Annotated in this window: 19 protein-coding genes; 5 read left to right on the top strand and 14 right to left on the bottom strand. The window is 54.0% G+C overall.

The features are described 5' to 3' along the window. Positions 1-42 precede the first annotated feature (42 nt). Positions 43-1,170 (bottom strand): 4-phosphoerythronate dehydrogenase PdxB, encoded by a 1,128-nt coding sequence (gene pdxB, locus J1778_RS19205; RefSeq protein WP_217174515.1) that lies wholly within the window; start codon positions 1,168-1,170, stop codon positions 43-45. Positions 1,171-1,270: 100 nt separating this feature from the next. Next, entirely contained in the window at positions 1,271-2,062 is a 792-nt protein-coding gene (locus J1778_RS19200; protein ID WP_217174514.1) for an AraC family transcriptional regulator, read from the bottom strand. 128 nt (positions 2,063-2,190) lie between these two features. Here J1778_RS19200 and J1778_RS19195 point away from each other — a divergent pair, with 128 nt between their 5' ends. Further along, entirely contained in the window at positions 2,191-3,096 is a 906-nt protein-coding gene (locus J1778_RS19195; RefSeq protein WP_217174513.1) for a DMT family transporter, read from the top strand. Positions 3,097-3,354: 258 nt separating this feature from the next. Next, positions 3,355-4,404 (top strand): flagella biosynthesis regulator Flk, encoded by a 1,050-nt coding sequence (flk, locus tag J1778_RS19190; protein ID WP_217174512.1) that lies wholly within the window; start codon positions 3,355-3,357, stop codon positions 4,402-4,404. A gap of 16 nt (positions 4,405-4,420) precedes the next feature. Here flk and J1778_RS19185 read toward each other — a convergent pair whose 3' ends face one another. Further along, positions 4,421-4,876 carry a rhodanese-like domain-containing protein gene (locus tag J1778_RS19185; RefSeq protein ID WP_217174511.1) on the bottom strand — a complete coding sequence of 152 codons (456 nt, stop codon included), beginning with the start codon at positions 4,874-4,876 and terminating at the stop codon, positions 4,421-4,423. Positions 4,877-4,976: 100 nt separating this feature from the next. Here J1778_RS19185 and pdxR point away from each other — a divergent pair, with 100 nt between their 5' ends. Then, positions 4,977-6,455 carry a MocR-like pyridoxine biosynthesis transcription factor PdxR gene (gene pdxR, locus J1778_RS19180; protein WP_238484793.1) on the top strand — a complete coding sequence of 493 codons (1,479 nt, stop codon included), beginning with the start codon at positions 4,977-4,979 and terminating at the stop codon, positions 6,453-6,455. On the opposite strand, the gene J1778_RS19175 is transcribed toward pdxR, so the two are convergent. From J1778_RS19175 to fabB, 4 genes are all read right to left on the bottom strand, one after another. Further along, the gene (locus J1778_RS19175) at positions 6,448-7,575 is read right to left on the bottom strand and encodes an SLC13 family permease (RefSeq protein WP_217174509.1); all 1,128 of its coding nucleotides are present in this window, start codon (positions 7,573-7,575) and stop codon (positions 6,448-6,450) included. The genes pdxR and J1778_RS19175 overlap by 8 nt on opposite strands. A 175-nt stretch (positions 7,576-7,750) precedes the next feature. Beyond that, positions 7,751-9,226 (bottom strand): PepSY-associated TM helix domain-containing protein, encoded by a 1,476-nt coding sequence (locus J1778_RS19170; protein WP_217174508.1) that lies wholly within the window; start codon positions 9,224-9,226, stop codon positions 7,751-7,753. A gap of 85 nt (positions 9,227-9,311) precedes the next feature. Next, positions 9,312-9,797, bottom strand: a complete 486-nt coding sequence (locus J1778_RS19165) for a DUF2946 domain-containing protein (RefSeq protein ID WP_217174507.1) — start codon at positions 9,795-9,797, stop codon at positions 9,312-9,314. Positions 9,798-10,028: 231 nt separating this feature from the next. After that, a complete protein-coding gene (fabB, locus tag J1778_RS19160) occupies positions 10,029-11,249 on the bottom strand; it encodes a beta-ketoacyl-ACP synthase I (protein WP_095922883.1) in 1,221 nt (406 codons plus the stop codon). A 169-nt stretch (positions 11,250-11,418) separates the two neighbouring features. Here fabB and mnmC point away from each other — a divergent pair, with 169 nt between their 5' ends. Beyond that, entirely contained in the window at positions 11,419-13,449 is a 2,031-nt protein-coding gene (gene mnmC, locus J1778_RS19155; RefSeq protein WP_217174506.1) for a bifunctional tRNA (5-methylaminomethyl-2-thiouridine)(34)-methyltransferase MnmC2/FAD-dependent 5-carboxymethylaminomethyl-2-thiouridine(34) oxidoreductase MnmC1, read from the top strand. A 102-nt stretch (positions 13,450-13,551) separates the two neighbouring features. On the opposite strand, the gene J1778_RS19150 is transcribed toward mnmC, so the two are convergent. The 6 genes from J1778_RS19150 to prmB form a co-directional block, all read right to left on the bottom strand. Further along, positions 13,552-13,830 carry a YfcL family protein gene (locus J1778_RS19150; protein ID WP_217174505.1) on the bottom strand — a complete coding sequence of 93 codons (279 nt, stop codon included), beginning with the start codon at positions 13,828-13,830 and terminating at the stop codon, positions 13,552-13,554. Between the two features lie 24 nt (positions 13,831-13,854). Further along, on the bottom strand, positions 13,855-14,412 hold the full coding sequence (locus tag J1778_RS19145) for an elongation factor P hydroxylase (RefSeq protein WP_217174504.1): 558 nt from the start codon (positions 14,410-14,412) through the stop codon (positions 13,855-13,857). Between the two features lie 102 nt (positions 14,413-14,514). Beyond that, positions 14,515-15,315, bottom strand: coding sequence for a sulfite exporter TauE/SafE family protein (locus tag J1778_RS19140; RefSeq protein WP_217174503.1), 801 nt, complete (start codon positions 15,313-15,315; stop codon positions 14,515-14,517). 44 nt (positions 15,316-15,359) lie between these two features. Continuing rightward, on the bottom strand, positions 15,360-16,211 hold the full coding sequence (gene mepA / locus J1778_RS19135) for a penicillin-insensitive murein endopeptidase (RefSeq protein ID WP_217174502.1): 852 nt from the start codon (positions 16,209-16,211) through the stop codon (positions 15,360-15,362). 7 nt (positions 16,212-16,218) lie between these two features. Next, positions 16,219-17,304, bottom strand: coding sequence for a chorismate synthase (gene aroC, locus J1778_RS19130; RefSeq protein WP_217174501.1), 1,086 nt, complete (start codon positions 17,302-17,304; stop codon positions 16,219-16,221). A 92-nt stretch (positions 17,305-17,396) separates the two neighbouring features. After that, the gene (gene prmB / locus J1778_RS19125; protein WP_217174500.1) at positions 17,397-18,329 is read right to left on the bottom strand and encodes a 50S ribosomal protein L3 N(5)-glutamine methyltransferase; all 933 of its coding nucleotides are present in this window, start codon (positions 18,327-18,329) and stop codon (positions 17,397-17,399) included. A 203-nt stretch (positions 18,330-18,532) separates the two neighbouring features. On the opposite strand from prmB, the gene smrB reads away from it, so the two are divergent. Then, the gene (gene smrB / locus J1778_RS19120; protein WP_217174499.1) at positions 18,533-19,072 is read left to right on the top strand and encodes an endonuclease SmrB; all 540 of its coding nucleotides are present in this window, start codon (positions 18,533-18,535) and stop codon (positions 19,070-19,072) included. A gap of 210 nt (positions 19,073-19,282) precedes the next feature. On the opposite strand, the gene sixA is transcribed toward smrB, so the two are convergent. Then, positions 19,283-19,771 (bottom strand): phosphohistidine phosphatase SixA, encoded by a 489-nt coding sequence (gene sixA / locus J1778_RS19115; RefSeq protein ID WP_217174498.1) that lies wholly within the window; start codon positions 19,769-19,771, stop codon positions 19,283-19,285. Between the last annotated feature and the right edge of the window lie 380 nt (positions 19,772-20,151).

The following is a 20,151-nucleotide window of genomic DNA, read 5'->3' as shown; positions in this document are numbered from 1 at the left end:
TCAAGTCACCTGGAGGCAACTGAAAACTTTAGGGTCAGACAATTATTTTAACTGGCTGTTAAAGCCCAGTTTTTTCAGCACATCAGCGGTGGTTGCATCGTCGCAAATCACCCGTAAAGATGACCACTCACGGCGTTCTTCATAGAACTTACGCAGCTTGTCGAATTCGCCCGGTTTTCCGGCGACACGGCGTAAAGGCCGGTCATCGCGGCGCACATCATACACTAAGTGAATAAGACGCAGCAGTTTGGCTTCGCTCAGCGCGCCACTCAGCGTCACTTCGGCAAATTCAGGGGCAGGAAGTAAAGAGTCCAGCGGCACGGTTTGTGGCTGACCGATAAACTGGCTGAATGCTTCAAACACCTGCGTCGTGCCGCGTGCTTTGCCTTCCAGACTGTAACCGGCGATATGCGCCGTGCCGATGGCGACTTTCTCCAGCAACGCCAGCGACAAATCAGGTTCCGGTTCCCAGACATCCAGCACAGCGGTCAGTTTTTTATTGCCGCTCAGCGCATCGAGCAGTGCCGCGTTATCCACCACTTCGCCGCGGCAGGCGTTGATCAGAATGCGATCAGCGGGCAGACGCGCCAGCAAATCCGCATCCACCAGATGATGCGTCGCGTAAGGGCCGGACATATTCAGCGGCGTGTGGAAAGTGAGGATATCCGCTTCTGCGACCAGTTTGTCCAGCGGCCAGAATTCACCGGCATCGCCACGATCAGCACGTGGAGGGTCGCACAGCAAAGTGCGCACACCCAGCGCTTCGAGGCGGGCATTCAGGCGTGATCCCACGTTACCGACGCCGATAATACCGACCGTTTTATCACGCAGCTGGAAACCGTCGCGCTGGGCAAGGATCAGCAAGGATGAGAAAACATATTCCACCACCGCAATTGCATTACAGCCAGGCGCCGCAGAGAAGCCAATCCCCGCGCTGGCCAGCCATGCATCATCAACGTGATCGGTGCCCGCAGTGGCGGTCCCCACAAATTTCACCGGTTTTCCCGCCAGCAAACTTTCGTTCACCTTAGTCACAGAACGCACCATTAGCGCATCGGCATCATTCAGGGCATCTTGCGGGATTGGACGGCCGGGAACGGCCTGCACGTTCCCCAGCCGGCTAAAAAGCTCGACGGCATACGGCATATTTTCATCAACCAGGATTTTCACGTTTGTCTCCGGCAGCATGGCCTAAAGAAAGAATAGAAAATAAAGAGGGCATTGATTTTGCCACGATACAAGGTCAGATCCCAACTTTCAGGGCACACCTTTACCTGTCGTTACGAAAACGTTGCGGCGTCGTGCCGGAAATCTGCTGGAACATGGCGATAAACGCAGAAGACGAGCTGTAACCGAGATCGAGCGCAACCTCATGCACCGTTTTCCCCTGCTCGAGCAGGGAGATCGAATGCAGAAAACGCAACCGCTGACGCCATTGTGCAAAACTCATTCCCATTTCCTGCTGACAGCGCCGCGAGAGAGTGCGTTCGGTGGTATAGACCTGTTTTGCCCATTGCGCCAGCGACGTATTATCCGCCGGATTTTTCTCAAGGGCGTTCAGCACCGGCGCAAGTAGCTTATTGTCAGACGTGGGCAGATAAGTATTCTGCCGTGGTGCCAGACTGATTTGATCAAGCAGAACGCGGCACATACGCAGATCCGCTTCGGTATGCGGCTCAGTCATATTTCGTGAGAAACAGTCATCGGCAATGGCATTAAAAATGGCCGTCGGTGTCAGCAGGCAAGGCTCGGCGGGCAAATCCGTATCAAGCTCCGGGGCGATATCGATGGCGCAAAAACGCGTGGTCTTACGGTTATAGCTGGAATGCTCAACTCCGGCAGGCACCCAGATAGCAAATTCACGCGGGGCCAGATAACGCTGACCGGCTACCAGCATGGCGAGAACACCTGATTTCACGCAGATAATCTGGCTCCACGGATGCGCATGACGCACATATTCAGAATTCCCTTCCACAATCTCACCGCGAAAAAGCAACGTGACCGGCATCTTCTCGGGCAGAGGCGGATAATATCGGGGAGGCGCTGAACGGGGAGAGAGCATAAAAACCTTTTGTCTGTGAGCCACGCGAGGGTTGTCTGAATTACGCGATGTATTGTCTGATTATCGTTATATATAAGAAATAAGACAACCGTACACTGACGTGACGATTTACTCAGGGATAATAATCAATGAATGCGCTGTTTCCTCTCTTTGCTGTACTCATCTGGTCGCTGAATGCGGTGGTGAGTAAAGCCTCGGCTTCCGCGATCGATCCGGCAGCCATCTCGTTCTACCGCTGGCTGCTGGCTTTAGTGACGCTCACCCCTTTTGTGCTGCCAGGCCTGCTGCGTAACCTGCAAGCGGTAAAACAATACTGGTGGAAACTGCTGATCCTCGGTCTGCTGGGCATGGTGCTGTACCAGAGCCTGGCGTACTACGCCGCCCATAGCGTCAGCGCACTGTTTATGGGGATCCTCAATTCCCTGATCCCTTTACTGACCGTCCTGATTGGTCTGGTAGTACTGAGTATTGTGCCCACCGTGGGTGTCGCGCTGGGCAGTATTATTTCACTCGGCGGCTTACTGTGGCTGGTGAGTGCCGGCGATCCGTCACAGCTGTTGCAGCATGGCATTGGCAAGGGAGAACTGATGATGTTCGCCGCGTCCGCTTCCTATGCGTTGTACGGTGTATTAACCAAACGCTGGGCGATATCGTTGCCAAACTGGCAGTCTCTGTACGTGCAGATCATTTTCGGCGTGTTGCTGCTGTTGCCAAACTTCCTGCTCGCCAGTGATGTCAGCCTGAACGCACATAACATTCCGCTGGTGCTGTTCGCCGGGATCCCTGCCTCGATTATTGCGCCCTTCCTGTGGATCCAGGGGGTTATCCGACTCGGTGCCAATAAAGCGTCTATTTTCATGAACCTGTCGCCAATTTTCACTGCAGTAATCGCCGTACTGTTCCTGCATGAACAACTGCACAGCTATCACCTGATCGGTGGCGGTATCACGCTTGCCGGCGTGATTCTCGCTCAACGTCTGCGTAAACCGCTGTATTCCCGCAAGTCACCTGCGACAGAAAAAGATATCGGCTAAGCCCCTGCGCCATCCGGAAAAAGGATGGCGCTTCTTCCTGCTTTTCGCTTTCGCGCCCCGCAATACGTTTTTACCCGCCGTTTTAAGCAACAATATCTTCAGGAATCTCCGCCAGCCTGCTTTTCACGGTGTCGGTGAAAACACTTTGCAGGTATGATGAGGCGCTTCCGCGCTCTGCGCCGTACTTGTTACTTTTAACCCTGGTTTATTGACCTTAAGTTTAAGTGACGTTTTTAATTTCCAGCGAAGGACGGTGATATGCAACCTTTGAGCGGCCCGGGTATGCCGGTTGGCGACAACAGAACACATCCACAGGGTCAAACCGTTCCTGGTAAAACAGGCGCTGAGCTGCCGTTAACACCGGTACAGCGCACGACGCTGGAAAAACTGATCGTCAAGCTGATGGCACTGACGCCAGTCAAATCCGCTGAGATCTGGGCCAGCCTGCGTCATGAACTTTCGCTGCCGCATGGTGCGGAAATCACCTCACAGCAGTTCCCGCAGGCGGAATCGCTGTTACAGGGAAAGCTGACTCAGGCGCAGGACAGCCATGCATCGCGCCAGCTGATGCTGCAACTGACCGAGCTGTTGCCGCAGGGCAATAACCGTCAGGCTGTGAGTGATTTCATCCGCCAGAATTTCGGACACACCGTGCTGAGTCAGCTGACGCACCCGCAGTTGCAACAGGTGCTGGACTTAATCCAGACCCGTCAGATGAATATTCCGCAACCACAGCAGACGCCGGTCACCGACCGTCCTTTACTGCCTGCCGAGCACAACAGCCTGCAGCAGCTGGTAACCCGTCTGAGTGCAGCGACCGGCGAAGCACCGGTGAAAGTATGGCAGGCACTGTTTACGCTGGTGGGCGTTAAAGTCGGTGAACCTATCCCGGCAAAACATTTCCAGGTGCTCAGCCAGTTTTTGCAGGTGAAAGCCTCACTCAGCCAGCAGACTACGGCTCCGACGCTGACCACGCTGCTCAGCGTGCTCAAGCAACCGGCCAGTACACATGAAATTCATCAGCTGACCGAATATGCCGATAACCGCTTCAGTGCGACGTTGACTACACCGCTCAATCAGGCACAGGTCAGCGACCTGATCGGTGTGCTGTTCAGCCAGCGCGTTGACCGTTCACCGCGTGCGGATGAAACCGACGATACATTCACGACCGTTTCCCGCACCGATCCGCAGCCGGTTATGAATCCGCTGATCGCTATGTTGCCGCCTTCCATGCAGGCGATTGGCGGCAAACCGCTGCTGTTTATTGCGTTCGTGGTCGTCGTGATCCTGCTGTGGATCGTGTTTTAAACACCGCAGCAAAACGTCAGGCGCAGCCGCAATCATCCGGTGCCAGCGCCTTCGAATATTTTCCGCGTTCTTCACCTGTCGCCAGCGGGTGCTGATCGCGGATCCAAAAGTCCAGTCCGCCAATCATTTCCTTCACCCTGAATCCCAGCTTCGCCAGTTTGTACGCGCCCTGCGTCGAACCGTTGCATCCGATCCCGTCGCAATACGTCACATACACCCGCTCTTTGCTGAGTTCGCGGGTGCTTTCTGCCGTCATTAATTTATGCGGAAAGCTGACCGCGCCCGGCACATGACCGCGCGCATAATGTTCAGCAGAACGGGTATCAATAACCACAATCCCGCTCACCCCATTTTGTAAATCCGCAGCGACATCAGCAGCATCGGTATAAAAACTCAGTTTCGACAACAGATACGCAGCACTAATTTCCGGCGAAGGGGGGGCAAATCCCAGGACATATGACTCTTGTTGCATAAACGCTTCCTCATATAGTGATGTGACTGAAAACAGTTCCATCATGGCTGTTTTTGGTCTTATGATTAATGCCAATTCCCGTGCAACCACAAGACCCATTATGCCAGCGCAACTTCGCCCATCCGCACTGATTACGCTTTTCGAAAACACGGCAGCCACTGCGTCAGGAACATCCACAGGTCTACGGGACAGGCTGTGTGCGGCATTGCGTCAGGCAATGATCACCGGTGCTCTCGCGAGTGGTGAAAGGCTACCCTCTTCGCGGATTTTGGCAGCCGACCTCAAACTTTCACGCGTCACCGTGGAAGCCGCTTATGCACAGGTTGAAGCCGAGGGATATTTACAACGCCAGACCGGGAAAGGCACTTTTGTCAGCACATCGCTGCCGCAAACTCGCGTATCGCGCAAAAACAAAACCGCCTCAGTGGGGCTTTCCAGATTGTCAGCACGGGGACACAAAATGGTGGCTACTGGCGGATGCCGTGACCCGCTGTCACCGGTAGCCTTCGCCGCCGGTTCGCCTGATCTGCGTGCTTTTCCGCTGAAGATCTGGAAGCAAATCACCGCCAGACAGCTGCGGATGCAGGGCGAACAATTGCTGGGGTATGGCGATCCGCAGGGGTATCTGCCTCTGCGTGAGGCGGTCGCCAGCTATCTGCAACAATCGCGGGGCGTACTGTGCAGCCCGGAACAAATCCTGATGACCACCAGTTCCCAGCAGGCGCTTCAGTTGCTGGCCATGTTGCTGGTCGACCCAGGTGATACTGTCTGGCTGGAACAACCCGGTTATTTAGGCGCACGAAACGCCTTTGCCAGCGCTGAAGCCGACATTTGCGCTGTTCCTGTTGATGGTCAGGGGATGGCACCGGAACCCGGTTTACCGGTGCCGCGCCTGATATATCTGACGCCTTCGCATCATTATCCGACCGGTGTCAGCCTGAGTTTGCCGCGCAGTCTGCACCTGCTCGATTATGCAAAACGTCACGGCAGTTGGATCATCGAAGACGATTACGACAGCGAACTGCATTATGACGGACGACCACTGCCTGCCATGCAGGGGCTGGATAAACATCAGCAGGTCATTTATCTCGGCACTTTCTCTAAAGTATTATTCCCGTCTTTGCGGCTGGCCTACGTCGTATTACCGCCCGCCCTCGTTGCGCCGATGGTGACACTGCGTACGGTGAATGACGGACATTCTTCGCAGCTGATGCAAGCCGTTACTGCCGAATTTATGCAAGCCGGACATTTCGCCTCACACCTGCGTTTCTCCCGTCAGCTTTACCACAGTCGCCGTGATCATCTGCTTGAGCAAATCAGACAGAAAATTGACTGGCTCACTCCACAGGTGGCGGAGGGCGGATTACAGCTTGCCGCTTATCTTCCTGCCGGAAAGGAGCAATATTTCAGCACGCTCGCCGCGCATGCCGGAATGGAAACACCGCGCCTTTCCCCGCTATTTTTCGGCAATACCGGCCAGCATCAGGACGGCTGGCTGATGGGATTTTCAGCATTAACGCCTGCTGAAATCACGGTTGCCGTGAACCGTCTGGCCTCGCTGAAAGTGCCCGTTATTTAGCGAACAGCGCCAGCAACACCCAGCCTGCCCCGCCGCTGAACAGCAGGAACGGGAAGGAATAATAGTGAAATCTGAGCCAGATTTTTTTGTCATTCGCCATGCGCAGCGCGATCAGATTTGCCAGCGATCCGATAGCCAGCCCGAAACCGCCCGCATTCACGGCGTAGGCCAGCAATGCGCCGGAAGGCAGATAGTTGATCATCAGAATCGTTGCCGGTACGTTGCTGATCACCTGAGAAAGTCCGATGCTGAGCAGATAATGTGCGTAATCCGGCAGCCCGTGGATCTGCGCAAATGCCGGCTGTAAAACCGGTAAGCCTACAATCAGGCGCACATCGATAAACATCACGATGAAAACCAAAATAAGCGGCCAGTCAATGCGCAGCAGAACGCTGCGTGCCAGCAGCAGGAAACATACAATCACCGCCAGCAAACCGTACAGCGCCAGCCCCAGATCCACACAGGCGATAAACACTAGGTACAGCGCCACGCAGCAAACCAGTAAAGGTTTCTGGAACGGGTAACCCTGATTGCTCTTCAGCTTTTTCAGGCTGTGTGAGGGAAAACAGAACCAGGTCACCGCCAGCAGCGCGACCAGCGTGATTAACGCCAGCGGCGCCATCTGCCCGATGAAATGCAAAAAGGACAACCCGGACTTATTCCACAACAGAATGTTTTGCGGGTTGCCTATCGGCGTGAGCAGGGAACCCGCATTCACCGCCAGCGCTTCAAATATAATCAGTCGTGTTACCGGCAACGACGTCAGTTTTTTCAGGGTGATCGTCAGCGGAATAACGATAAACAGCGCCACATCGTTGGTCATAAACGTGGAAAGTACCGCTGCCGCCATCACCAGAAACAGCGCCAGCCTGCGTTCATTATCGATGGCGTTGATCATCTTGCGGCCGACAAAATCAAAATAACCGCTGACCTCAACACCTTTGGTCAGCATCAGCAATCCCAGCAATGTGACGATGGTGTCCCAGTCAACAAACTGCGGGAACTGGAGTATTTTTGCAGGCTGAAACAGGGTCAGTGCGATACCCAGCACAATCAGCAGATGCAAAAATCTGTCCCGTAAAAAAGGTTTCAATACAGTGCCAAACGCCGCTATCAACATGGTTATTCTTCGCTGAACAAGATGCGCTGACGTTACCCGAAGAATCAAACCTCTGCCACTGCAAAAATGATTTCTCCGCAACATCGCGCAAAAAAAACGAGGCTCATACAGAGCCCCGTCATGATGTTGCGGGATGACCCGCACATTGTTTATTTCATGTCGCTTCCGCGCAGGATTAACTGACCGCAGAAATAACTTTTACTGCACGTCTGTTTCTCTGCCAGCGGAAAATATCTATCAGCAGGAAAATCACCAGACTCGCCCCCATCACCGGCAGGGAAATCGCCAGCCCGAGAGTGATGACAAAAATCGCACACTGCAGCCTGAACGGCACGGACTTCCAGGTTTGCAGCAGCGTAACAGCCGGATTACTGCCGTCATTGCTGACGGTTCTGCGCAGCCACCAAAGGCGGTATCCCCAGGCAATCATCACGCAAAGCCCGATACCAAAAATCACCAGGATGGCCTGATTCCAGACGCCGAACAGAATTCCCATATGCGCATCCACACCCCAGCGCGTAAGTTTGGCGAGCAGCGGGAAATCGGCAAAACGGGTGTGATCGACAATCTGCATTGAACGGGGATCGACTGAAACCGCATCCACCTGCGTCGGCCAGCTGCGGTCAACTTCCGTCACCGTCCAGGCTTTGCCGGCTGAGTAAGCCGGGCGGATTTCGATTTTATGCGCCTCAATCCCGGCGTTACGCGCCGCCTGAACAACGGCATCAAAAGCCGGAGAAGAAACCGTGACAGTCTGGGGTACAGCAGGCATTACGTGATCAGACATGTCCATCCCCGCCATATCAGGCATATCTGCCATCTGCGCATGATGCTCCGCATGTTCATCGGCCGGTGCAGCCTCTGCCAGCGGATCCAGACTGGTTTTCACGGCAGGTGTCATCCAGCCCATGTAAGCGCGCAGTACGCCAATATTGTCTCCGGCCCATTGCGACCAGGTCAGGCCGGTAGCGGAAAAGAACAACAATCCGGCCAGTAATATCAGGCCAAGCGAGCTGTGCCAGCGGCGGCTGTACTGCTGTTTCTCGATTTTTTTACTCAGTTTGCGCGAGGTACGGGATTTGCGACTGGTCAGCCAGAGGACCAGTCCACCAAGCGCGGCAACCCACAGCCATGAAGCAGCAAGCTCGCTGTAAATCCGTCCCGCATCACCAAGCAACAAGCCCCGATGTAAATCATCCAGCCAGGTACGGAAAGGCAAAATTCCGCTGGTACCGTATACCGTCATATCCCCTTTCGCTGCCAGCGTGATGGGATCGATGAAAATCGCGCGGCTTTTGGATGCTCCGAGATGCGGATCTGAAAACATCACCCGCGTCGTTTCCCCCACAGACGGCGACGGTCTGACCGCATAAATCTGTTTATCCTGACCGGTTACGTTCAGTGCCGCATCAATTTGTCGCGAAAGTGGCTGTGGTTCGCCCTGTGAGGAAGTAAAGAGCGCATCAGAATAGAGATAATTTTCGATCTGAGGGGTCAGCACATATAACGTGCCGGTCAGTGCCGCGACAAAAATAAAGGGTCCGACGAACAGGCCAATGTAAAAATGCACACGGCGCAGCAACGCCATAAAGGCCGCTTGCGCAGGCATTTTCTTACCCGCGCTGGAAGGCAGGTTTGCAGGTTGATTCATAATTCTGATTTCCTGAATTTCAAATAGCACGCCGTCAACAGCGATAACACTCGCGGTTAACTTGAAAGAATTAATTCAGTGGCAGTTACAGAAAAACAGGCGGTGCGCGGGGTTGAGAATCCGTGAAGAACAGCGAAGGGATCAGACGTTGTTTAACAGCGCGCGGAGGGGCACGGCTGGAGAAATCCAGCGACCATAGCATCGGCATGGCCTGTAAATCGAGCATCGGTAAATGCACCAGCAGCACGCAATAACCGCACGCGGCATCGCTCATGTCGCCGGAGAGCATAGCCTTCACCGCATCCTGCGGCGCTGATTTACAGGTTTGCTTCTGACAATGTTCCATCGATGAGACGTGATGGTCTGACAACTCCATGTCAGCCATATCCGGGTCCGGCATGGTGATGTCCATATCGGACATCACCATGCCGGGCATCATCATATGCTGCGCACCCTCAGCCACCAGTGATTTGGAAATCACCGGCGCAATAAACAACATCAGGATCGCCACAATTCCGAGCCAGGCCGGAACATGCAGATGTCGATGATGGATGTGTCTGAGTGAGAGCATTATGTCAACAAGGTGAAAATAAGAAGCGGCGAAATTGTACCTGAATTGTTGATAAACATATCCAAAATCATTCTAGTTGCATCAAGGCGGCGAGAGAATGAATCTTCAGGAGCTTACAAAAGTAAGTGACTGAGGTGAATGAACGAACCCACGCAAAGGCGGCTCGAAGGATGATGGATGTAAAAAAGCCCGCTCGGAAGCAGGCTTTTATTCAGACATCAACGACGGGAATTATTTGTCGTTTTTCAGCTTACGCATGACCAGCGTGGCGTTGGTGCCACCGAAGCCAAAGCTGTTAGACATCACCGTCGTCAGCTCGCGCTGAGTCGGTTTAGTGATGATGTCCATGCCTTCTGCCTGCTCATCGAGGTTTTCGATGTTGATGCTTGGCGCGATGAAGCCGTGTTCAGCCATCAGCAAGGTGTAGATAGCTTCCTGGACGCCAGCAGCACCCAGAGAGTGGCCAGTCATGGCTTTGGTAGAAGACAGCGCCGGGGTTTTATCGCCGAACACTTCACGGATAGCACCCAGTTCTTTCACGTCGCCGACCGGAGTAGATGTCCCGTGCACGTTAACGTAATCGATTGGGGTATCAACGCCGTTCATTGCCATTTTCATGCAACGCACTGCGCCTTCGCCAGATGGAGCCACCATGTCTGCGCCGTCAGACGTTGCGCCGTAGCCAACGATTTCTGCGTAGATGTGTGCGCCACGTGCCAGAGCATGTTCCAGCTCTTCGACAACAACCATACCGCCGCCGCCTGCGATAACGAAACCGTCGCGCGCTTTGTCGTAGGTACGGGAAGCTTTGTCTGGTGTTTCGTTGTAGCTGGTGGACAGTGCGCCCATCGCGTCAAATTCACACGCCATTTCCCAGCACAGTTCTTCACCGCCACCGGCAAACACAACGTCCTGTTTGCCCAGCTGGATCATTTCTACCGCGTTACCGATGCAGTGTGCAGAGGTGGCGCAGGCAGAGCTGATGGAATAGTTAACACCGCGAATTTTGAACGGCGTCGCGAGGCAGGCAGAAACGCCGGATGCCATCGCTTTGGTCACCATATATGGACCAACGCCGCGCAGGCCTTTGGCACGCATACCGTCGGAACCCGCAACCTGGTTGCGTGGTGAACCGCCGCCGGAACCTGCAATCAGGCCGGTACGTTCGTTGGAGACCATTTCAGGAGTCAGACCGGAGTCTTCAATCGCCTGTTGCATGGACAGATAAGCGTAGATCGAGGCATCACTCATGAAACGCACAATCTTACGATCGATAAGGCCTGCGGTGTCTAATTTGACATCACCCCAGACGTGACTACGCATCCCGGCATCTTTCAGCTCTTGCGAGAAGGTGATCCCAGAGCGACCTTCCTGCAGAGATGCAAGAACTTCCTGCTTGTTGTTACCGATGCTCGAGATGATACCCAGGCCAGTAATCACTGCACGTTTCATTTAATACCTCTTGTACTATTCACCATTTGGGATTTCGTCACGCACTCTAGCGTACAGTTGTACGCCGAACAAGTCCGATCAGCAAATCCTTGTGTAAATCGTGGTAAATTTGCGCAGGGTCAAACGCAGCGTTAAACTCCGGCATCGCCTTGAACTGAGAGAGTTTCACGTGAGCCATAACCCGATCACGCCCGCCGAATTAAGCTGGAACGAACAGGGTACACCTGTTTCCCGACATTTTGATGACGTCTATTTTTCCAATCAGAACGGCCTGCTGGAAACCCGTCATGTTTTTCTCAACGGCAACCATTTTCCGGCGCGTTTTGCCGCGCACCCTCGCCCGCTGTGTATCATCGCGGAGACGGGTTTTGGCACCGGTCTGAACTTCCTGTCGTTATGGCAGGCCTTCGAGGCGTTTCACGCCGAAAACCCTGACGCCACATTGCAACGTCTGCATTTCATCAGCTACGAAAAATTTCCGTTGTCTGCCCGTGATCTCGCGACAGCACATACGCAGTGGCCCGAACTCGCCGCATATTCAGCACAGCTTTGCGAACAATGGCCGATGGCCTTTTCCGGCTGCCATCGCCTGCTGCTGGCGGGCGGGCGCATCACGCTCGACCTGTGGTTCGGCGATGTGACTACCCTGCTGCCCGCATGTGACACCAGTATGAATCAGCAGATAGATGCCTGGTTTCTTGATGGCTTCGCGCCTTCCAAAAATCCCGACATGTGGACCGAAGACTTATTCCGTTCAATGGCGAAAATGACCCGTCCACAAGGCACCTTCGCGACATTTACCGTGGCCGGTTTCGTTCGCCGCGGTTTGCAGGACGCCGGTTTCGACATCGGTAAGGTGCCAGGATTCGGCGAAAAGCGACATATGTTAGCCGGTGTGTTACCGGCAAAAATTGATGTACCGCATCCCGCGCCGTGGTATGTGCGTCCGGCAGCGAAAAATGCCACAGAATTTGCGGTGTCAGGCGGCGGTGTTGCCAGCGCCGTGTTGTCGCTGGCGTTACTTCGCCGTGGATTCGCCGTCACGCTGTATTGCGCCGATGAAAAACCGGCACTCGGCGCTTCCGGCAACCGTCAGGGCGCAGTCTATCCGCTGCTCAATGGCCGTGGTGATACGCTGGAAAACTTCTTTGCTCACGCCTTCACCTTCGCCCGCCGTCAGTATGCGCAGCTTGAAAAACTGGATGTCCCTTTCGATCACGGCTGGAGCGGCGTGACCCAACTCGGTTATGACGAAAAAAGTCAGGGTAAAATTGACGGGATCCTTAAAGGCGGCTGGCCGGAAGAACTGGCAAAAGGACTGAGTGAAGAAGACGCAGAAACATTGTGCGGATTGCCATGCGGCAGCGGTGGCATTACTTATCCGCTCGGCGCCTGGCTGTGCCCGGCGGAACTGACCGCCTCACTGATTTCGCTTGCCGAAACACAAGGCTTAACTGTGCATTATGGTCATCGTGTAACCACATTAGAATCTGACGCGGATTCACAGTGGACGCTGACCTTTGCCGACGGGCATACAGCTCATCACCAGGCAGTCGTACTGGCGAACGGCGCGGACATTACGGATTTCAGCCAGACTGAAAAACTGCCGGTTTACGCGGTCAGCGGTCAGGTCTCGCATATTCCGACTACACCGGCGCTGAGCAAACTGAATCAGGTGCTGTGTTACGACGGCTACATGACACCGGTCAGCCCGCAAAATCAGCATCATTGCATCGGCGCAAGCTATCACCGCGCAGACAAATGCACGGATTACCGCGACGACGATCAGCAGGAAAACCGCCAGCGGCTGATCAACTGTCTGCCGGAACAGCAATGGACGCACGACGTGGACGTCAGTGAAGGTGAAGCGCGTAACGGCGTGCGTTGTGCGACGCGGGATCACCTGCCGATGATCGGATCCGTGTCGGATTACGATGCATTACTGGAAAGTTATAAAAAGCTGGATCTGGATGTTCAGCGTCACCGCCCCATTGCAGAAGCTCCGGTGTATGAAAATCTGTTCCTGTTTGGTGCGCTGGGCTCGCGCGGGCTAAGTTCCGCGCCGCTGGGTGCAGAAATACTGGCTGCGCAGATTGCCGGTGAACCCATACCTCTGGACAGTGAAACGCTGGCGGCATTGAACCCGAACCGCATGTGGGTCAGAAAATTGCTAAAAGGCCGACCGGTCGAATCGCATTAACCCGCCTCTCCTCAGGCAATAAAAAAGCGCAGCCGGTTAATCCGTCGCTGCGCTTTTTCACAAACTAGCCTCCCCAAAATAATTCGAGCTGCAAGATGGGGATTACTTAGGCAGGGAAGCCTGATACAAATTTTCCCACATCCCCTGCACCAGTAACTGATCGCGAGGCGAAAGTTCACCGGCTCTGATGGCTTTGTCCAGACCATCCTGAACACGGATTTTCAGCGCTTCGGCGGTGTGTTCACCGTTCTCTTCCGCTTCTGCCACAGCGACGGTCAGGTGGCCTCGCAGGTAGCCACTGGCAAATAACTCATCGTCGCTGGCGCTTTCGACCATATCGTCGATCAGCGTTAAAATCCGCGTTTCAAATTCTGCGATCATGACTCTTCCTCTCGTGTTCAGTTCTTATTCTATCGGCTGCAATGCAGGGAAATCTGCAGGCGTCAAAGGGGGCGTATTGTAAAACGATTGTAACGCTTTAATAAAGCGCGCCGGTCTTTCAGGAATGCCCTGCTCCAGCATACGCAACACTTCTTCACGGACTTTATTCTGGAAACCCACACGGTCAGGCTCGCAATCGCCGCTCAGGTTGTCGCAGCTGACGTTGAAAGGAAAACCCGCCGCCGCGCAGAACAGCCATTCGTAAGATTGTGGTTTGATTTCCACTTTCTCAAATTCACTTTGCGTTTGTGCGTCACGACCGTCCGGGCAATACCAGTAGCCGAAATCCACCAGTTTACGGCGTTCGGCACCGGCCACGCACCAGTGGGAAATTTCATGCATGCCGCTGGCGTAATAACCGTGTGCGAACACAATACGGTTAAACGGTTGTTGTTCATCAGCAGGCAGATAGATCGGTTCGTCGTCGCCTTTCACTAAGCGAACATTGAATTCCTCAAAGAAGCAGGAATCAAAAATGTCGATCAATTGATGATAGTTATGTGTTGCAGTCGAATCAGACATAATTGCAGTGAAACTCGTTAAAGTAAGATCAGGGGCGACAATATACCCCTGTTTAAACGCGTGTTTTCATGACTTTGGGCAAGCATTCTGCTGCACCGGACATTATAAATGCAGGCTTAACCATTGGTGAATTTCGGCACCATGATTGTCGTAAATCAGCTTGCAACTCATGACGACGGAAACAGCAACTACCATCGGGCGGATCATCTTCTGCCCCTTACTGAGCACCATACGTGCGCCCAGTCTTGCGCCGATAAACTGCCCGACGGCCATGACAAATCCCAGCACCCAAATCACTTTGCCGCCCAGTATAAAGAAGATCAGGCCGCCGAGGTTCGAGGTAAAATTCAGGACTTTCGCATGTGCCGTGGCTTTTGCCAGGTTAAACCCGCATAACGTCACGAAGGCCAGTGCATAGAAAGAACCGGCACCGGGACCAAAAAATCCGTCATAGAAACCGACACAACCGCCCCCCACCAGCGCATAGGGTAATGCATTTAAGCGTCTTGCCCGATCACTTTCGCCCAGACGTGGCGTCAGTAAAAAATATAAACCGATGCAGATGATCAGCAGCGGCAACACCTGACGCAACATGTCCGCACGCAGGTGCTGGATAAGGATCGCGCCAACCACTGAACCCACGAAGGTACAGGCGATATTCAGCTTTTGATCGTTAAGATCCACCACGCCACGCCGCACAAAGTACAGGCTGGCTGAAAAGGATCCGCCTATAGAGGACAGCTTATTGGTCGCTATCGCCTGCGCAGGGGAAACACCTGCCGCAAGCAGCGCTGGCAGGCTGATCAGCCCGCCGCCACCCGCGATGGAATCAATGAAACCGGCAAACAGTGCAACGAAAAATAAAACAACCAAAACCCACGGGGCAACAATCAACCAGTCCATTTTTTGTCAGCTCGCTATGCGTGGCGAAGAGTAAGTGAAACCTGTTAAAGAACGTGTTTATCCAGCAGCGCCTGACATGAAGGCGGTAACGGAGGCGGCTCTTTTTTCACAGGGGTTCCGCTGCCCGGTTTCGGCGGAAGGAACCAGCTTTGCAGCTCAGCGCCACAGCCATCACCCGGAGGCGGTGGTGCCTGATTTTCACACTCAAGATTACCGACCGGACAACGCAGACGAACGTGCATATGCGCGCGATGACCAAACCACGGACGCACTTTATGCAGCCATTCGCGATCCGTTCCGGCATCCAGACACAATTGCTGTTTGATGGCCGGATTGACGAAGATCCGCACGACGTCTTTATCCTGCGCGGCCATTTTGATCAGCGTTTCGATCCGCGGTTGCCACTGGCTCGTCACAATGGATTTACCGTTCGCACTGACCAGATCGATAGGCTGTGGTTTCAGCAACATCTGCTCGCTCCAGCGCTGTCGCGGCAGTTGCAGCCAGATATCCACATCCAGTCCTGACTGATGACTGGCGTGACCACTGCTGAAACGCCCGCCGGCTGGCATCGCCATATCACCAACCAGCATAGTGCCCAGACCTTTTTGCTGCGCCTGAGTGCCGAGACGGCTAATAAACGCCAGTAAATCCGGCTGCCCGAAATAACGGCGCTGATCGGTGCGCATTACCTGATAAGCCGGCGAGTTCAGCGGCAATGGCTGAGCTCCCACCTGACAACCATTGGCATAACTGCCGATCGCTTCAGGCGTGCCTGCCACAGGATGGGTGATTTTCTGCCATGGCGTTGCTGCCATCGCAGGTGCGCAAAGCGCCAGCGCCAGAAGACTGGCGCAGACGGCTTGTATCGCAGGAAAATTGCGGAAGGTTTTCATTGGTAGCTTACCAGCGTGGCACGGAAGAATTAACGTCGCCATTCTGGGCGCGCTGACGCAATAAGTGATCCATCAGCACGATCGCCATCATCGCTTCGGCAATCGGCACTGCACGGATACCCACGCAAGGATCATGACGACCTTTGGTGATCATCTCGACCTGCTCGCCGTCACGGTTGATTGTGCGTCCCGGAACGGTGATGCTGGAGGTCGGTTTCAGCGCCAGATGGGCAACAACCGGCTGACCACTGCTGATCCCGCCAAGAATGCCGCCCGCGTGGTTGCTTTCGAAACCGTCCGGCGTGATTTCGTCACGATTTTCGCTGCCGCGTTTAGTCACGACTGCAAAACCATCACCGATTTCCACACCTTTCACCGCGTTAATGCTCATAAGTGCATGCGCCAGATCGGCATCCAGACGGTCAAACACCGGCTCGCCAAGGCCGACCGGCACATGTTCCGCTACAACGGTGATTTTAGCGCCAATGGAATCGCCTTCTTTTTTCAGCGCGCGCATCAGTTCGTCCAGCGCTTCAAGCTTGCTTTCATCAGGACAGAAGAACGGATTGGTTTCGACCAGATCCCAGTCTTTCAGTTCGCAGGTGATGTCACCCATCTGTGACATGTAACCGCGCACTTTAACGCCGAATTTTTCCAGCAGATATTTCTTGGCAACTGCACCTGCAGCAACGCGCATGGCAGTTTCACGGGCAGAAGAACGGCCGCCGCCACGGTAATCGCGCACGCCGTATTTTTGTTCGTAGGTGTAATCCGCATGTCCCGGACGGAACACGTCTTTGATCGCGCTGTAATCCTGCGAGCGCTGATCGGTATTCTGGATAATCAGACCAATGCTGGTGCCGGTGGTCACGCCTTCAAACACGCCGGAAAGAATTTTCACTTCGTCGGCTTCGCGGCGCTGCGTGGTGTAACGCGAGGTACCCGGACGACGACGGTCGAGATCGTGTTGCAGGTCTGCTTCGGTCAGCGCAATACCCGGCGGCACGCCGTCAATAATACAGCCCAGTGCCACACCGTGAGATTCGCCAAAAGTAGTGACGCGGAAAAACTGCCCAATACTGTTCCCAGCCATCACGGCTCCTTAACCATTATGTAGAGTATTTTCTGAATGACCGGTGATGAACCGGCCATTGTTTTTGACGTCGATCAAGCGCGTGTATTTGATCAGTCGCGGTACGCTTTGAAATGTTCAGCGCAATCGATCAGTTGCTGTTTGGTCAGCATGAATACGCCGTCGCCGCCGTTTTCAAATTCCAGCCAGGTGAACGGAATATCAGGATATTGGTCCATCAGATGCACCATGCTGTTACCCACTTCACAAACCAGTACGCCGTTATCGGTCAGGTAATCCGGCGCGCAGGACAGAATGCGGCGGGTCAGTTTCAGACCGTCGCTGCCGGAAGCCAGACCCAGAACAGGTTCGTGGCGGTATTCCTGCGGCAGATCAGACATATCTTCTTCATCGACATACGGCGGATTGGTCACAATCAGGTCGTATTGCAACGCAGGTAATTCGCGGAACAGGTCTGAGCGAATTGGCGTCACCCAGTTCTCGATGCCGTGTGTATCGATATTGCGTTCAGCCACAGCCAGCGCGTCGGCAGAAATGTCAACCGCATCCACTTCGGTTTCAGGGAACGCGTAAGCACAGGCGATAGCGATACAGCCGCTGCCGGTACACATATCGAGAATGTGCTGCGGTTTATCCTGCAGAATCCCGGCGAAGCGGTTGTTGATAAGCTCACCAATCGGCGAACGTGGCACCAGCACGCGCTCATCGACATAAAACTCCATGTCGCAGAACCAGGCTTTGTTGGTCAGATAGGCGACCGGTACGCGTTCGTTAACACGGCGAATCACTCGCTCAACGATACGGTGGCGCTCGCTGGAAGTCAGACGCGCAGTGTGCATATCTTCAGGAATGTCCAGCGGCAAAAACACGCTTGGCAAAACCAGCTGCACTGCTTCGTCCCACGGGTTATCGGTGCCGTGACCGTAATAGACATTGGCCGCGTTCAGGCGGCTGACGGTCCAGCGCAGCATATCCTGAATGGTATGCAGTTCACTGACAGCTTCGTCGACGAAAATTTTGTCCAATTTTATTCTCCAGGCAGTGCACGGGTTTTTAACAGACGTTTAACCCATTATTTGCCGCATAGTTTGCCACGAAGCCCGCCACAAATCAGCAGCTAGTCAACGCACTTGCGCGATGTCTCGAAGAATTTAACCCTGAGTTTTCTTTAAACCGCAGGGTGACGGAAGGTACACTGTGTGAATTGAGCGAAAATGACGATGAAAAGATGAAGAAAAAACACCTGCTCAGCCCGGAAGAAACGGCGTTATTCCGTGAAGCTGTACCGGGCGTCAAGCGCCTGAAAAACGATACAATTACTCACCGCCCGCCGAGAAAAAAGAGGGCAGAACTGTCGCCTAAAAAGCTGCTTCAGGAGCAGGTGGACGCGAGTTATTATTTTTCTGATGAATTCCAGCCGATGTTGCAGGAAGACGGCCCGGTCCGCCATATCCGGCAAGACGTCAGTCATTTTGAATTGAAAAAATTACGCCGCGGGGATTACTCGCCAGAGTTGTTTCTTGATTTGCACGGTTTAACGCAGAAAGAAGCCAAGCAGGAACTGGGTGCCCTGATCGCCGCCTGCCGCCGCGAACACGTGCATTGCGCCTGCGTGATGCACGGACACGGCAAGCATATTCTCAAGCAGCAAACCCCGCTGTGGCTGGCGCAGCATCCTGACGTCGAAGCCTTCCATCAGGCCCCGAAAGAACTCGGTGGCACCGCCGCCCTGCTGGTGCTGGTGGAGCTGGACGACAAAATCAGCTGACCCATCCCGGCTTCCGCAAACGAGAAAGGCACAGCCGGAGCTGTGCCTTTCTTTTGTCTGTCGCTGACCTGTCTGTCTCAGAACAGATCCCCTAAATAATTCGGATTGCAGGAAGGCGGCAAGTGAACGCATCCCAGGGAGCATAGATAACTATGTGACCGGGGTAAGTGAGCGCAGCCAACGCATCTGCAATGCGAAGTATAACGGGGATTATACTTTGGCCATCACCTGGCACGGGCTGAACTGCCAGTCGAAAGTCCCTTGCCCGGTTTCACCATTCAGCTCGACGCTGGCCATGGCTGACGTAGCGAACATCGGCGGGCACACGCCCGGACAGAGTTCTGCAACCAGATAACCGACCAGCGGCAGGTGGGACACCACCAGCACGGCACTGACGCCGGTCAGCGCCAGATGTTGCAGTTCACTGGCGACCAGAGCAGGATCACCGCCCGGCGTCAGTTCCTTGAGAATATCAATTTCTACGTTTTCAGGCAGAGACAGACACTGGCGAACCTTTTCAAGCGTCTGCTGCGCACGCAGGTAAGGACTGACCAGAACGCGATCAATTTTGACGCCACGGCCATTCAGCCAGGCCGCCATATGTACTGATTCGTCACATCCGCATTCGCTTAACGGGCGAACTGAGTCGCTTGCAGCTTCGAGAACTGCATCACCGTGACGCATAATTACAACTTGCATATTGCACCGCTTTTGTTAACAAAAATAGCGCTATACAGAAACGCCGTGCGTGCTGTATTACCCATTGCCCAGCTGTTTTTCATCATGTTTCAAATGACCTTTCTCATTACAAGATAGCTGTAAGGCAGTACATCCACTTAACCGGCTGTGCCCACATGCTTTGCATGGTAAGTATCAGCGGTCGGGCATTTTGCCTGAAAGTTCACGTAAAGAAAACGCTGTTTTTTACACCAACACTTACTGCTTGTAAACTATTCAGGCGATTATTTAACCACTCGGGTTGTAGATCAATCGTTTGGGATCGTTTCTGTACAAAGTCAGTCTCACCATAAAAAAGATCCCGCAGGCCTTCGTCTGGCCACAAGCAGGATCTATTCCAG

Origin of the sequence: Rahnella bonaserana (assembly GCF_019049675.1) — a bacterium.
Classification (GTDB): Bacteria; Pseudomonadota; Gammaproteobacteria; order Enterobacterales; family Enterobacteriaceae; genus Rahnella; species Rahnella bonaserana.
Note: the sequence above shows the minus strand (reverse complement) of the source record. Positions and strands in the feature narration are given on the sequence as shown.